Here is a 13,880-nt window from a genome sequence, read left to right on the forward strand (position 1 = left end):
GAGTTCGACGCGGTCATCGCCGTCCACCTGCGCGGCTCGTTCCTCGTCACGAGCGCCGCCTGGCCGCGTCTGCGCGAGCAGGGCTACGCCCGGATCGTCCAGCACGGGGGCGAGCGCCTTCAGGGCCCCGGCCGGGTTCCCCCGCTCTAGGGCGATCAGTGCCTCCAGCCGGCAGACGGGGAACAGGTCCTGCGCCCGGCGGACCGCGCCGTGCGCGATGAGCCCCCGCGAGGCCGCCGCGTCCGCCGCGGCCTTCGCCAGGTCGCCGCGCGCGGCCGCGACACCGCCCGCGAGGAAGACCAGGCTGCCCCGGATGACGTCCGGCGGGTCCTCGGCGAGGGCGCGGGCGATCACCGCGAGCGCCTCGTCCCAGCGGCCGAGGGAGATCAACGGCTCGGCGGTGTTGAAGGCGAAGAACGTCCCGGTGGTCCGCGCCACGCCGTACCGCCCGGCCTGGACGACGCCCCGCGCGGCCGCGTCCGCGGCCTCCTGGTGCCGCCCGTACATCTCCAGCACGTCCGACCGGTTGATGAGGGCGCGCAGCAGCGGCTCGAACTCCCCCCGCCAGGTCAGCTCGACCTCCTCGACGTGCGCCAGGTAGGTCTCCAGGGTGCCGCCGGCCAGCAATTCCTCCCCGGCGCCGCGCAGGCCGAGGACGACCTCGGTCTGCGCGTCCCCGACGGCGCGCGCGACCGCGAGCGCCTCCGCCTCCGCCTCCCGCGCCTCGTCCTGCGTGCCGGGCAGGCAGATGGCCTGCTGCGCCAGCGTCGCCAGCACCCGCGAGCGGGTCCGGCTCGGCGGGTCGGCGGGAACGGCCCGCACCGCAGCGCGCAAATCCTCGATCGCCTCGTCGCGGCCCAGCCGCATCCGCATCAGCCCGCGCCGCTCGTACAGCCGGGCGGTGCGCTCGGGGTCGTCGCCCGGCTCGGCCAGCGCCGCGGTGGCCAGCCGCAACCCCGTCTCCAGCTCGCCGCTGAGATCGGCCAGCAGGACGGCCTGCTCCAGCACCTCGGCGTGCCCGGCGCCGATCCGGTGCGCCGCGTCCGGCACCCGGTCCCACAGCTCCAGCACGCGCGACGCCATCCGCAGCGACTCGGCGTAGGCGAGCGCCCTGCCGGTCTCGTGGACGGCGCGCCACGCGGCGGTCAGCGCCCGGACGACGTCGTGCGCCGCGTGCCAGTGGTAGGCCAGCGTCACCGCGAACCGCCGCTCCGGCACTAGGTCCGGGCGCTCCTCCAGCACCGCCGCGTACCGGGCGTGCAGCCGGGAGCGCTCGCCGGGCAGCAGGTCGTCATGGACGGCCTCGCGGATCAGCGCGTGCCGGAACGCGTACCCGTCCCCGTCCACCACCAGCGTGTTGGCCGCCACGGCGGGACGCAGATCCCGGGTCAGCGCCCGCTCGTCCAGCCCGGCGACCGCGGCCAGCAGCTCGTGCTCGATGCGCGCGCCGCCACCGGAGGCCACCCGCAGGACCTCCTGGGTCTCCTCCGGCAGCCGCTGGACGGCGCCGAGCAGCAGGTCGCGCAGCGACTCCGGCAGGTCGGATCCGCCGCCGGAGCCGACCAGCGCCTCCACGAACAAGGGGTTGCCCTCACTGCGCGCGAACGCCTCGTCCGCGGCGCGGGCCGTCCAGCCCGCGCCGAGGATGCCGCGCACCAGCTCGCTCACCTCGTCACGGCCGAGCCGCGCCACCTCGACCCGGCGCACCCGCTCGTCACGGCCGAGGTCGGTGAGCAGCGGCCGGAGCGGATGCGCGCGGTGCAGCTCGTCGGTCCGGTAGGTCGCGATCAGCAGCAGCGGCACGCCGTCACCGAGGTTGCGGACGAGGAAGGTCAGCAGGTCGCGGGTGGACCGGTCGGCCCAGTGCGCGTCCTCGACGGCCAGCACGACGGGACCCTCGGCGGCCAGCCGCTCCAGCAGCGTGAGGACCAGCTCGAACAGCCGCGCCCTGGCCTCGCCGGTGAAGGCGTCGTCGCAGTCCCCGAAGTCGGGCAGCAGCCGGCCGAGCTCGGCGCCGGACCCGGCGGGCAGCAGGCCGCGCACCCCGTCCACCCCGATCTCCCGGACGAGCGCACGGAGGGCGGCGGTGAACGGCGCGAACGGAAGCCCCTCGGCACCGAGCTCCATGCAGCCCCCGACAAGGACCCGCGCGCCCTCGGCCCGCGCCCGCGCGCCGAAGGCACCGAGCAGCCGCGTCTTGCCGATGCCGGCCTCGCCGCCGAGCAGCACCGCCGAAGGCGCGCCGTCCCGGGCGGCGCGGAAGGCGGCGTCGAGCTCACCCGATTCCCGCGCGCGCCCGACGAGCACCGGGCTGGTCACGTGAGCGTCCACGCTTCAAGAATGCCAGCTCACGCGGACCATGCGCACAGGCGCAACCTTGGCACCGCCTGCCTCCCTAGCGGCGCTCCCCTCCGCTGGCCTTCCCTCGCTCACCACCTTTGCCTCCTCCGCTGGCCCCCTGGTCGCTCCCCACCGTTGGCCCCCTCGGTCGCTCCCACCCCTGACGCCCACCGTCACTCCCCGCCGCGGTCACCGCCCTCAACGGTCACCCCTCAAATGTCACCCCCCGGCGGTCGCCTCTCAGGCGGTCACCCCCCGGCGGTCACCCCCCGGCGGCCACCCCCCGGACGGTCGCTTCTCCGGTGGTCGCCCCCCGGAGCGGTCGCCTCTCCGGTGGCCCCCAGCGGCCCCCGGGGGCCACCCTCAGCGGTCGCTGCCACCCACGGTCACCCCCGCCGTCGGCCGCATGTCGGAGGGGCGTGCGAAGCTGGGATCGTGAGCGTCGATGACGAGCGGGACGGAGTGCCGCTGACCAACCTCGACCAGCCGCTGTTCGCCGGGGCGGAGGCGACCAAGCGCGACCTGGTCGACTACCTCGACGCCGTCGCGGACCGGTTCGTCCCGCACCTGGCGGGCCGTCCCCTGTCGGTGGTGCGGGTCCTGCGCGGGCAGAAGCCCTTCATGCAGAAGAACGTCCGCAACCCGCCGCCCTGGATGCGGACGGTCGAGGTCTGGGCCGAGACCTCCCGCCGCGCGGTCTCCTACGCGCTGTGCGACGACCGCCGGACGCTGCTCTGGTTCGCCAACCAGCGCGCCGTCGAGTACCACTCGCCGCTCGCCCGCGCGGACGCGCCCGGCCGTCCCACCCACCTCGTCCTCGACATCGACCCGCCGGACGGAGCCGCGTTCGGCGCGGCCGTCGCCGCCGCGCGGCTCGTCCGCCGCGCCCTCGCCGACGCGGGCCTGGACGGCGCGGTCAAGACCAGCGGCGCCAAAGGCGTGCACGTGTTCGTCCCGCTGGACGGCCGTGCGGCCACCGAGGACGCCGCGGCCGCCACCCGCGCGCTCGCGGCCCGCGCCGAGCGCCTCGACCCGGCGCTCGCCACGACGGCGTTCATCCGCGAGGACCGTGGCGGCCGCGTGTTCCTCGACTCGACGCGTGCCGGAAGCGCCACGGTCGTCGCCGCCTACAGCCCGCGCGTCCGGCCGGGCGCCCCCGTGTCCTTCCCCGTCCCCTGGGACGAGCTCGACAGGGTCGGGTCGGACGGGGCTGGGCCGGGCGCCTTCACGCTCCACACCGTGCCCCGGCTGCTCGCCGGCCGCGACCCGTGGACGGAGCTGATGCCGCCGCCGCAGCCACTGCCCACCGACCTGGTCGCCGAAGGACACACGATCCCGGTCGCCCGAGTGCAGGCCATGCACGAGGGCAAACGCCGCGCCAACCTCCGATCCAAGCAGGCCCCGGACGACCCGCAGAGCTAACAGCGGTGCTGTGTTCAATGCAAGCCCGGCCCAAGGGCTCGCCTGGCGGCTCGCTCCTTGACCGTGCTTGTGCGAGCGCGAATCGCTTCGCGATCTTCCCGGCGGGGCTCGCCTTCGGCATTGCCCCGCCGGTCAGGTCGCCCGCTCGCGCGACGGCCGGGCCCCATACGTCCGACCTAGGGCGTGCCCAGCTCGCCTTTTCGGCTGTTTCAGCGGGGTGTCCGGGAAATGGAACGGCGGCCTTGCGGCAGGGCGAACGGGCCGGTCGCCGCCGTCGGTCCGCTGGACAGCCCGTCGGACGGCGGGGCCTCATCGCGGCGCCCCTGTGACGCCGCACCGGATACCGCCCACGCTTCCGGGCGCGAGGGCGCGAGGGCGCGAGGGCGCGAGGACGTGCGGGGAGCGATAGCGAGTCCGGAGGTGGCGGGCGGAGAGGGGAACGCGTCCCAGGAGACTGGACGTGCGATACCCCGCGCGCGATGCCACCGGGGCGGTGCTCCCCCCGGGGTGTGATGCCCTCGGGTGCGGTGCCCCCCGGGGTGCGGTGCCCTCGGGTGCGGTGTCCGGGGTGCGGTGCTCCCGGGTGTGGCCCCCCAAATGCAATGCCCCCCGGGTGTGATGATCCGGCGTGTGTCGGGCTGTACCTGCGCTCGCGGTCGGCGGTTGACCGGCTCGACGCGCTCCTCGTGGGGTGACCGGCCGCGGGCAGGGTGGCCCCGGCGCCGCCCTGCCCGCGGCCGGTCCGTGGCGGCGGGCCGCCCCCAGCGGCCGGCCCGCGTGGTCTCGTCCGGCCGGTTACACGAACCGGCTACATGAAGCTGGTTACACGGAACCGGGGACCTGAAGCCGGTTACAGGGAGCCGGTTGCGCGAAGCTGGCTAGAGGGAGTCGGCTACGCGGAACCGGTTATGCAAAATCAGTTATGCAAAGCCGGTTACGCGGAGCCAGCTACACGGGGTTGGTTGCACGGGGTCGGCTACACGGTGGCTAGGACCGGGGTGTAGTGCGCGGCCTCGTCGCCCTCGATGATGTAGCTGGCGTCCCCGGTGACACCGAACGGTGCGTCGCCCGCGACCGTGACCCGGTGCAGGACGCGCGCCTGGTCGCCATAGTCGTCAGGCGCGTAGTGCTGGGTGATGCGGTTGTCGAACAGGACGAGGTCCCCCGGGTTCCACTGCACGCGCAGGATGTTCTCCGGACGGGTGACGTACGCCTGGAACAGCCTGAGGATGTCGCGCGACTCGGTCCCGGACAGTCCCACGATCTTCTGTGCGAAGCCGCCGATGAACAGTCCCCGCTCGCGGGTCTCCGGATGCACGCGGACGACCGGGTGCGCCGTCCGGTAGCGGCGGGACACGAACCGCCTGCGGTACTCGGCGGCCTTCTCGGCGTTGACGCGGGGCAGCGCGTAGTCGTGGTCGTTGGTGTGCTCGGCCCACAGCCGGTCGGCGAAGTCCCGCAACTGCCGCGGCAGGTCCCGGTAGGCGGCGGCCGAACTGGCGATCAGCGTGTTCCCCCCGTGCGGCGGGACGACCAGGGCCCGCAGCGTGCTCAGCTTCGGCGGCGTCCGCACGAAGGACACGTCGGTGTGCCAGGTGTTGGAGCGGATGCCCTCCGCGCCGTCCACCGGAAGGATGTCGGGCCTGCCCTCGACCGACGGGACGGTCGGGTGCGCCCGGGTGAGGGCGCCGAACCGCGCGGCGAAGCGCAGCTGGCCCTCCTCGTCGAGACCCGCGTCGCGGAACACCAGCACCTTGTGCTTGAGCAGCGCCGCGTTGAGCGCGTCGAGGGGCAGGGCGTTCGGGTCGGCGCCGCTGTACTCGGCGCCGAGCCGGCCGCCGAGCGGCCGGGGGTCTGACATGGGGCTTCCCTTCCAATGGTGGGCTCTTTCCGGCGGAACGGGTGCCCACAGAACATCACGGGACGGGCATATATGCAATAATTCCTACCAGTTAAGTTAGGTACATCGAGTGCATCGGGCGCGATGGACATCGCGGGCGGGTGCTTTGTGTGCGAGTACCTCGCGCACACGTGCTTTGCGTGCGCGTGGTTTGACGTGCGCGTGGTTTGACGTGCGTGTGGTTTGAGGTGCGATGAGTTCCCGGGCCGGGGAAGGTCTCCATCCAAGGAGAAGGAGGACGCCCACCACCGGGGAGGTACCGATGACCAGCGACGGATTCACGACGTGCCTGTGGTTCGACGGCCAGGCCGAGGAGGCCGCGCACCACTACGTCTCGATCTTCAAGAACTCCCGACTCGGCCGGATCGGCCGCACCACCGAGGCGGGCCCCGGCCCGGCCGGATCGGTGCTGGTCGTCGAGTTCACGATCAACGGGCAGAAGTTCGTCGGCCTGAACGGCGGCCCGCAGTTCACGTTCAACGAGTCCATCTCGTTCCAGATCTTCTGCGACGACCAGGAGGAGGTCGACTACCACTGGAGCGCCCTGCTCGAGGGCGGCGGCGAGGAGTCCCAGTGCGGCTGGCTCAAGGACAAGTACGGCGTGTCCTGGCAGGTCATCCCCAAGGTCCTCACAGACATGGTCGCCGATCCGGACCAGGAGAAGGCCGCCCGCGCCACCCGGGCGATGCTGTCGATGGGCAAGCTGGACATCGCCGCGCTGGAGCAGGCGTACAGGGGCGCCTAGAACCGGTCTAGAAGAGCCCGTTTCGCGGGCGGGTCACCCGCCCGGCGGGGCAGTCTGAACCCGAGCCCCGCCGGGGGTCAGATCACGAAGCGCTGCCACGCCCACCCAAGACGCGCTCGCACGAGAGGGGCTCGTCCGAGTCGGGCTCACCCGAGACGCGTTCGTTCGAGAGAGGCTCGTCCAAGGCGGGCTCACCCGAGACGCATTCGTCCGAGCGGGACCTAATGCGGGGCGTGGCTCGTCCGAGACGCGTTCATCTGGGACGTGCTCGTGCGAGACGCGTTCCTCTGGGACGCGCTCGTGCGAGACGCGTTGGTCCGGGACGCGTTGGTCCGAGATGTGCTCGTCCAAGGCGGGATCACCCTAGAGACGCTCGTCCAGGACCATGTCGCTCAAGGTTGGTCGCGGAGCTAGGGCCTACGCGGGCGCTGTGGGCTCGGATTGGAGTGCTTACAGTGCGCCGCCAGGCGAGACTCCTGGGCCGGGATCGCGGTCAACGCAGCGGACCCCCAGGCGAGCCTGGGGATCGGGTTACGTTGCTGCGGTCAAGATTGTGGTCAGCTGTCGCGCATCGTGACGCCGGTGACGCCGGGCACGGCGCGGACGAGCATGTCCGCGACCCGCCGGGCCTGCGCGTCCGCCCTGCCGCGCAGTTCCACGACGCCGCCGTCGACCGAGACCTCCCAGCCCGGTCCGTCCGGGCCGTACTCGGCGAGCGCGGCGAGCACGTCGTCGCGGACGCGGGCGTCGCCGCCCGCCAGCACGGCCACCAGGTCGCGCCGGCCGACCATCCCGACGATGTCGGGGCCGTCCAGCACGGGCACGCCCGGCAGCCCGGTCTTCATCATCAGCTCCGCGAGCCCGGCGACGTCGCCGTCCGGCCGGGCGGTCTCGACCTCACGGATCATGACGTCCCCGACGCGCCGCGGAGCCGGTCCTCCGGGTGCGGCGGCCGAGCACGCGAACGCCCCCGGGTCGGCCCCCAGCGCGCCGCGCAGCAGGTCGAGCTCGCCGGCGACCCCGACCAGCAGCCCCGCCTCGACGACGGGCAGCGCGGCGACGTCGTGCTCGTACAGGACGCGGACGGCCTGCCGGACGGTGGCCGAAGCCGGGATCGTGACGACCGGGGACGTCATGGCCTCTCGGACCAGCAGGGCCTTGCGAACCGGCATGGCGTTCTCCTTCGCTCGCCTCCCCGTCTCATCTCCCCACGCCCGGCCGGGGATATGCGCGTCACCGGGCGCCCCGGTCGGACACGGCGCCGATCACCCGGCCGGTCACTCCGTCGATCACCCGGCCGAGCCGGTCGCCAAGCAGGTCACAGGGCCGTTCGCCGGGCTGATCACAGGCCCGTCACCGGGCCGATCACGGGGCCGGCCGTTGGGCCGGATTCGCGGTGGTCCGCCGCGGGCGCCGGGCCCGCGGCGGACGCGAGACCCGGCGGTGCCGAGGCCAGGGCCTCGCGGATCGCCTCGATCAGGGCGAGCGCCGACTCCTCGGTCAGCTCGACCGCGGCCCGCGCCGACGGGCCCTCGGCCGTGTTGGTGAAGTCGATGTTCACCGTGTGTTCACGGCAGGCGTGGAAGGGGTGGTCGACGTAGACCGCCCCGCCGGTCACCGTGAACCAGCCGGACGCGCCCTTGGCCGCGCCGTCGAGCTCCACCTTGTGGGTGCGGTAGGTGCACACGAGGATCTCCTGGGTTCGGTCAGGTCGCGAGGTGGCGGCCGAGGAAGCCGAGCACGCGCCGCCATCCGTCCCGCGCGGCGGCGGGACGGTAGGCGGGCCGGTCGACGGCGAAGAACGCGTGCCCGGCGCCCGCGTAGCTGTGGAACTCGTGCTCCTTGCCCAGCCGGGTCAGCTCGGCGTCCAGCGCCGCGACCTCGTCCGGGGCGGGGGACCGGTCGTCCTCGCCGAACAGGCCGAGCAGCGGGCACGACAGCCGGTGGGCTCGGCCGACGACCGGGGTGAGCCGGACCGGGAAGTCCGCGGGCGGCTCGTTCACCACGAACGCGCCGTAGCAGTCCACGGCGGCGTCGATCTCCAGTGAGCAGGCGGAGAGGAACGCCTGGCGGCCGCCGGAGCAGAAGCCGATGACCCCGATCCTGCCGTTGGAGTGCTCGAGCGAGTTCAGGTGGGTGGCGGATCCGGCGACGTCGCCCACCACCTGCTCGTCCGGCACGCCGCCCTTGGCGCGCGCGGCGGCGGCCTGGTCGTCCGGGCTCATCCCGGCGCCCTCCCGGGAGAACAGGTTCGGGGACACCGCCGCGTAGCCGTGCGCGGCGAACGTGCGGACGATCTCCTTGGTGGGCTCGTCATGGCCGGGCATGTGGTGGATCACCACCACGCCGCCGCGCGGGGCGTCGCCGAGCGGCCGTGCCAGGTACGCCTCCAGGTCGAATCCGGCGTGCCCGCGGACCGAGACCGTCCCGGCCCACATCGCGTCGCTCATGCGTGGACCCTTCTCCTTCAGGCTCGTGCGTTGGCGGACGAGCCACCCCGGGAGGGACGGAAAGGGCCACCACGGGGACACCTTAGGGCGTCGGCGGCACGCGAACGGCCCGCCGGCTCCAGGCGCGCCGCCCGTGTGTCCCGTCCCCGGCCCGCCGGGTCAGCTCGCCCGCTCCCGCTCGGCGGCGAGCTCCAGCGCCACGTCGATGATCATGTCCTCCTGACCCCCGACGTACCCCGCCTCGCCGACCTTCTGCAGGATCTCGTGCGCGGGGACGCCGTAACGCTCCGCCGCGCGCTCGGCGTGCAGCAGGAAGCTGGAGTACACGCCCGCGTACCCCTGGGTGATCGCGCCCCGGTCGGCGAACGGCAGCCGGTCCAGGAACGGCTTGACCACCTCGTCGGCGGCGGCCAGCGCGCCCTGCACGTCCACGCCGGTGGGCACGCCGAGCCGCTCGAACGTCGCGACGAGCACCTCGGTGGGGGAGTTGCCCGCCCCCGCGCCGAGCGCGCACAGCGCCCCGTCGATCTGCCGGGCGCCGTTCTGCTGCGCCAGGACGGAGTTGGCGACGCCCAGCGAGAGGTTCTGGTGACCGTGGAAACCGACCTGCGCCTCATGCCCGATCTCCTCGACCAGCGCGCTGATCCGCTCCTGCGCGTCGCCGAGGACGAGCGCGCCCGCGGAGTCGACGACGTACACGCACTCCGCGCCGCCGTCCACCATGATCCGCGCCTGCCGCGCCAGCTCCGCGGGACCGACCCGGTGCGAGAGCATCAGGAAGCCGACGGTCTCCATGCCGAGGTCGCGGGCGGCGGCGAAGTGCTGCAGCGACACGTCCGCCTCGGTGCAGTGCGTGGCGATCCGGGCGACCGAGGCGCCCGCGTCATGGGCCCGGCGCAGGTCCGCCACGGTGCCGAGGCCCGGCAGCAGCAGGACGGCGATCTTCGCGCGCTCCGCCTCGTCCACGGCGGCGGCGACCAGCGTGATGTCGTCCTCGAGCGAGAAGCCGTAGTTGAAGGACGAGCCGCCGAGCCCGTCGCCGTGGGTGACCTCGATGACCTCCACTCCGGCGCGGTCCAGGGCGTGCACGACGCCGCGGACCTGCCCCTCCGTGAAGCGGTGCGCCATCGCGTGGCTGCCGTCCCGCAGCGTCGAGTCGGTGATCCTGATCTTGTCCTGGCCGGTCACGAGGCCGCCTTCCCGCCCGCGAGCCGCTCGCCCACCCGGGCGGCGGCCGCGGTCATGATGTCGAGGTTGCCGGCCCACGGCGGCAGGTGGTCGCCGTTCCCGCGGACCTCCAGGAACACCGCGACGCGGGCCATCCCGTTCCAGATGTCGCGGGGCTCGTCGAACTGCGGCTCGGCGCGCAGCGTGTAGCCGGGGACGTAGGCGGCGACCTCGGCGACCATCCGCTCGATGGACGCGGCGATCGCGGCCGTGTCCGCGTCGTCCGGGATCGCGCAGAAGACCGTGTCCCGCATGATCATCGGTGGGCTGACCGGGTTCAGGATGATGATCGCCTTGCCCCGCGCCGCGCCGCCGACGCTCTCGATCGCGCGGGCCGTGGTCTCGGTGAACTCGTCGATGTTGGCGCGGGTGCCGGGCCCGGCCGAGCGGGACGCGATCGAGGCGACGATCTCGGCGTAGGGCACCGGTACCACCGACGACACCGCGTGCACGATCGGGATCGTCGCCTGCCCCCCACACGTGATCATGTTGAGGTTGGGGGCGTCCGACAGCGTGTCCAGGTTCACCGGCGGGCACACGAACGGCCCGGCGGCGGCGGGGGTGAGGTCCACGGCGGTGATGCCCGCCTCCGCATAGCGCGGCGCGTTGGCGAGGTGCGCCTTGGCGGAGGTGGCCTCGAACACGAGGTCGGGTGGGTCGGGCCGCGCCAGCAGCCAGTCCACGCCCTCCGCCGAGGCGGGCACGCCCAGCTCGCGGGCGCGGGCCAGCCCGTCCGACGCCGGGTCAACCCCGACCATCGAATGCACCTCGACCAGGTCGCTGCGCAGCAGCTTGACCAGCAGGTCCGTACCGATGTTGCCGGGACCGACGATGGCCGCGCTCAGCTTGCCCACGGCTTCTCCTCTCCGAACGGTGCGGTGACCGAACCCATGCCGGCGAACGCCGCGGCGCCCGCCTTTCCCTGCGCGACCGGGACGGATGCGGCGATCGAGCCGGACAGCACGCCGTGCCAGCTCTCCAGCACGCCGCCGTCCGTGCCAGGCGTGACCCGCGACCACAGGAAGCGGCCGGCACCGATCGCCGCGTTCTCCGGAACGGGCATCGTGTCCAGAGGCATGCCTGGCGCGTCCACGACGGGGCGGCGTTCTGTCTTTGCCGAGGTCAGCCCGGCCTTGTCGCGCTTGATCCGCGCCTCTCCGGTGGTCCATGCCCGCAGTTGCACGCGCTGGACGGCAGAGGCGTCGACGACCGACCTGTCGGAGAACGTCGTTGTCGGGGGCGAGAGGGGAGCACCGGTCGCGTGCGCATCGATCAACGCGCCCACGGCCTTCCTAACGGAACCAGGATCCATGTTGCTCCCTTCTTGCCTGCCCCGCTCGCCGTAGAAACTGACCGCGCGCGGCCGAAAACGACTGAGCCGGTTGAAGTTCACTGCGCCGCTCTAAGCTCACTGAGCTGCTTGACAACGACTGGGCCGGTTGAAAATGACTAGCCGGTTGAGCCTCGCGCGAGGTGCGTGCCCGCGGCAACGAACGCGTCCCACCTGGCGGGACGGCTCGTCCGGCGGCGCTTTACAGTGGGTCCATGCCGTCCGACTCCGCTGAGACCGGCTCCTTCCTGCGCCGCGCCGTCGCGGTCCTGAACGCCTTCCGGGCGGACGACGACGGCCTCGGCGCGGCGGAACTGGCCCGCCGCAGCGGCCTGCCCAAGTCGACCGCGCACCGGATCGCGCTGGATCTGGTCGAGGCGGGACTGCTGGAGCGGCAGGGCCCGCGCGTCCGGCTCGGGCTGAAGCTGTTCGAGATCGGCCAGCGAGTGCCCCGCCAGCGGGTGCTGCGCGACGCGGCCGCGCCCTATATGTCCGACCTGCGGGAGGCGACCCGGCAGACCGTCCACCTAGCGGTCCTGGAGGGGAGCGAGGTCGTCTACGTGGAGATCCTCGGCTCGCCCGGCGGCCCGCCGATGCCCTCCCAGGTCGGCGGGCGGCTCCCCGCCCACGTGACCGGGGTCGGCAAGGCGATCCTGGCCTTCTCCCCGCCGGAGGTCGTGCGCGCCGTCCTGGACGCCGAACTCGTCAGGACGAGCGACCGCAGCGTCATCGCACCCGGCCTGCTCGCCCGGGAGCTCGCCAGGATCCGCGAGGAGAGGGTCGCCTACGACCGGGAGGAGTCCGGCCACGGCATCGTCTGCGCCGCCAGCCCCGTCCTCGGCCCCGATGGGGAGGCACTGGGCGCCCTGTCGGTGTCGGGCCGGTCGTCCCGGATGCGCCTGGCCTCCGTCGCCCCGGCCGTCCACACCGCCGCCCTCACACTCTCGCGCGTCCTAGCGGCTTCATCTCACGCAAGCCCACCCCAGGGTCGCTCACCTGGGAGCTCGCACCCTTGACCGGCCTCGTACGCACCGTGCAGAGAGCGGAATTGGACGCTGCCGTCGGTTCATCGGCCGTCCGGCCGATGAACCGATCACATCCTTGTGGCGCTGGTCCGTGGTCTCGCCGCGAGGGATTCCTTGCGCCTGACCGCCAGCGCGTTCCGTACCACTTCCTCCGGACGGATTTCATCGCGGACGGTGGTCGCCTCTGCGATCCCAGTGTGGGTGGAGCGGCATCCGTGTCGCGAGTACACGCATCATCGCGAACCGCTCACGCCCATCAGGCTTGGAGAGCCAGCACCGTCTTGGGAGGCGCGGAGCGGGTTTCCAGGGCGTGGTGGACCTCGGCCACGTTGCTCAGCGGGACGACGGACGGGGCGGGCTCGCGGAGCACGCCGCGGTGCGTCAGGCTGACAACAGCCGCCAGGGCCGTCCGGACCTGATCGGGGACGAGGTGAGCGACTCCTCCCAGGCTGAAGCCCATGACCTGCCGGGTGCCGTAGAAGGCGGCGTCGCCCGACAGCGAGCGGTCCTGGCCGCTGGCGTTGCCGAGGACGAGGAGCCGTCCGAAGGGCGCGAGCCGGTCGAACGCCTGGGTGCGGAGTTCGCCGCCGACCGGGTCGACGACGACATCGACGCCGCGGCCATCGGTCAGCTCATCGACGCGCGCGAGGAGATCGGCTCCGACGATCACGTCGGTGCACTCGTCCGGTGCGGATGCGCGTCTGGCGTCGCTCCCGACGACGCCGATCACCCGCCGGACCGGGTGCTGCGCGGCGAGGTGGCTGACGATGCCGCCGAGGCCACCGCTCGCCCCCAGTACCAGGACGTCGTCATCGACACGGAGGCGGGCCAGATCGTGCAACGCCATCCAGGCGGTCACACCGTTGACCAGGACGCCTGCGACGCGCGCGAGGTCGGCGTCCGCTGGAAGGGGGACCGTCATCGATGCATGAGCGACGGCGATCTCGGCGTATCCGCCGGCCCGGGCACCTCGGCCGAAATCGTTGAGCAGAGCCCCCACCGGCTGGCCCACCGCGAACCCCGTCACACCGGTGCCCACGGCGCGGATGCGGCCGGAGACCTCGATCCCCGGCACGAACGGCGTCTGCAACCCGAACGCGCCGGAACGGAACAGGGTGTCCACGAACCCGACTCCGGCGAACTCCACGTCGATCGACACCTCACCCTCCGCCGGGGCGACGTCCGGAACCTCGGTGATCTCAAGGGACTCGGCCGGACCCGGCACCTTGACGACGGCAGCGCGCATCTCGCTCCTCACGATGATCAGTTCTAGAGCACCACAACCCGGTCCGAACGCCGACGATTCCCCGCCGGACGAGGCGTAATCCCTGGCCAAGCCCTTCGCTCCCCGCTCGGTTCCACCCCCGGCCTCGGGCGTCACCACCCCCCGGGCCCACGACCGGTTGGGTAGGCGAGGCCCGCTGGGCGCGCCCGTCGGCGT

The 13,880-nt window shown here is 73.1% G+C and carries 12 protein-coding genes; 3 read left to right on the forward strand and 9 right to left on the reverse strand.

Features of this window, described 5'->3' with window-relative positions; genetic code table 11:
* Nucleotides 1-2,331 (reverse strand): ATP-binding protein (locus tag E1291_RS01470; RefSeq protein ID WP_242613875.1); only part of this gene is annotated, 2,331 nt, incomplete at its 3' end.
* A 444-nt stretch (nucleotides 2,332-2,775) separates the two neighbouring features.
* Between E1291_RS01470 and E1291_RS01475 the strand changes: the two genes are divergently transcribed.
* Nucleotides 2,776-3,762, forward strand: coding sequence for a DNA polymerase domain-containing protein (locus tag E1291_RS01475; protein WP_207400496.1), 987 nt, complete (start codon nucleotides 2,776-2,778; stop codon nucleotides 3,760-3,762).
* A 976-nt stretch (nucleotides 3,763-4,738) separates the two neighbouring features.
* Here E1291_RS01475 and E1291_RS01480 read toward each other — a convergent pair.
* On the reverse strand, nucleotides 4,739-5,623 hold the full coding sequence (locus E1291_RS01480) for a TauD/TfdA dioxygenase family protein (RefSeq protein WP_131735685.1): 885 nt from the start codon (nucleotides 5,621-5,623) through the stop codon (nucleotides 4,739-4,741).
* Between the two features lie 301 nt (nucleotides 5,624-5,924).
* On the opposite strand from E1291_RS01480, the gene E1291_RS01485 reads away from it, so the two are divergent.
* Nucleotides 5,925-6,407 carry a VOC family protein gene (locus E1291_RS01485; RefSeq protein WP_131735686.1) on the forward strand — a complete coding sequence of 161 codons (483 nt, stop codon included), beginning with the start codon at nucleotides 5,925-5,927 and terminating at the stop codon, nucleotides 6,405-6,407.
* A gap of 557 nt (nucleotides 6,408-6,964) precedes the next feature.
* On the opposite strand, the gene E1291_RS01490 is transcribed toward E1291_RS01485, so the two are convergent.
* The 6 genes from E1291_RS01490 to E1291_RS01515 all read right to left on the reverse strand — a co-directional run bounded on the left by E1291_RS01490 (nucleotide 6,965) and on the right by E1291_RS01515 (nucleotide 11,477).
* Nucleotides 6,965-7,579 (reverse strand): CBS domain-containing protein, encoded by a 615-nt coding sequence (locus tag E1291_RS01490; RefSeq protein WP_131735687.1) that lies wholly within the window; start codon nucleotides 7,577-7,579, stop codon nucleotides 6,965-6,967.
* 170 nt (nucleotides 7,580-7,749) lie between these two features.
* Nucleotides 7,750-8,094, reverse strand: a complete 345-nt coding sequence (locus E1291_RS01495) for a DUF6295 family protein (RefSeq protein ID WP_131735688.1) — start codon at nucleotides 8,092-8,094, stop codon at nucleotides 7,750-7,752.
* A gap of 19 nt (nucleotides 8,095-8,113) precedes the next feature.
* The gene (locus E1291_RS01500; protein ID WP_131735689.1) at nucleotides 8,114-8,857 is read right to left on the reverse strand and encodes a dienelactone hydrolase family protein; all 744 of its coding nucleotides are present in this window, start codon (nucleotides 8,855-8,857) and stop codon (nucleotides 8,114-8,116) included.
* A 159-nt stretch (nucleotides 8,858-9,016) separates the two neighbouring features.
* Nucleotides 9,017-10,045, reverse strand: coding sequence for a 4-hydroxy-2-oxovalerate aldolase (gene dmpG / locus E1291_RS01505; RefSeq protein WP_131735690.1), 1,029 nt, complete (start codon nucleotides 10,043-10,045; stop codon nucleotides 9,017-9,019).
* Complete coding sequence (locus E1291_RS01510; protein ID WP_131735691.1) at nucleotides 10,042-10,938, reverse strand: acetaldehyde dehydrogenase (acetylating); 897 nt, start codon at nucleotides 10,936-10,938, stop codon at nucleotides 10,042-10,044. The genes dmpG and E1291_RS01510 overlap by 4 nt, the downstream gene beginning before the upstream one ends.
* Nucleotides 10,926-11,477, reverse strand: coding sequence for a hypothetical protein (locus E1291_RS01515; RefSeq protein WP_131735692.1), 552 nt, complete (start codon nucleotides 11,475-11,477; stop codon nucleotides 10,926-10,928). Before E1291_RS01515 ends, E1291_RS01510 begins: the two co-directional genes overlap by 13 nt.
* Nucleotides 11,478-11,629: 152 nt before the next feature.
* On the opposite strand from E1291_RS01515, the gene E1291_RS01520 reads away from it, so the two are divergent.
* Nucleotides 11,630-12,430 carry an IclR family transcriptional regulator gene (locus E1291_RS01520; protein WP_131735693.1) on the forward strand — a complete coding sequence of 267 codons (801 nt, stop codon included), beginning with the start codon at nucleotides 11,630-11,632 and terminating at the stop codon, nucleotides 12,428-12,430.
* 265 nt (nucleotides 12,431-12,695) lie between these two features.
* Here the strand turns inward: E1291_RS01520 and E1291_RS01525 are convergent, their stop codons facing one another.
* Nucleotides 12,696-13,685 (reverse strand): quinone oxidoreductase family protein, encoded by a 990-nt coding sequence (locus E1291_RS01525; RefSeq protein WP_131735694.1) that lies wholly within the window; start codon nucleotides 13,683-13,685, stop codon nucleotides 12,696-12,698.
* Between the last annotated feature and the right edge of the window lie 195 nt (nucleotides 13,686-13,880).

Source organism: Actinomadura roseirufa (assembly GCF_900659635.1).
GTDB classification, from domain to species: domain Bacteria; phylum Actinomycetota; class Actinomycetes; order Streptosporangiales; family Streptosporangiaceae; genus Spirillospora; species Spirillospora roseirufa.

Coding starts and splice junctions, on each gene's coding strand:
- E1291_RS01520 (WP_131735693.1), top strand. CDS start 11,630: ATGCCGTCCGACTCCGCTGAGACCGGCTCCTTCCTGCGCCGCGCCGTC.
- E1291_RS01490 (WP_131735687.1), bottom strand. CDS start 7,579: ATGCCGGTTCGCAAGGCCCTGCTGGTCCGAGAGGCCATGACGTCCCCG.
- E1291_RS01500 (WP_131735689.1), bottom strand. CDS start 8,857: ATGAGCGACGCGATGTGGGCCGGGACGGTCTCGGTCCGCGGGCACGCC.
- E1291_RS01525 (WP_131735694.1), bottom strand. CDS start 13,685: ATGCGCGCTGCCGTCGTCAAGGTGCCGGGTCCGGCCGAGTCCCTTGAG.
- E1291_RS01480 (WP_131735685.1), bottom strand. CDS start 5,623: ATGTCAGACCCCCGGCCGCTCGGCGGCCGGCTCGGCGCCGAGTACAGC.
- E1291_RS01485 (WP_131735686.1), top strand. CDS start 5,925: ATGACCAGCGACGGATTCACGACGTGCCTGTGGTTCGACGGCCAGGCC.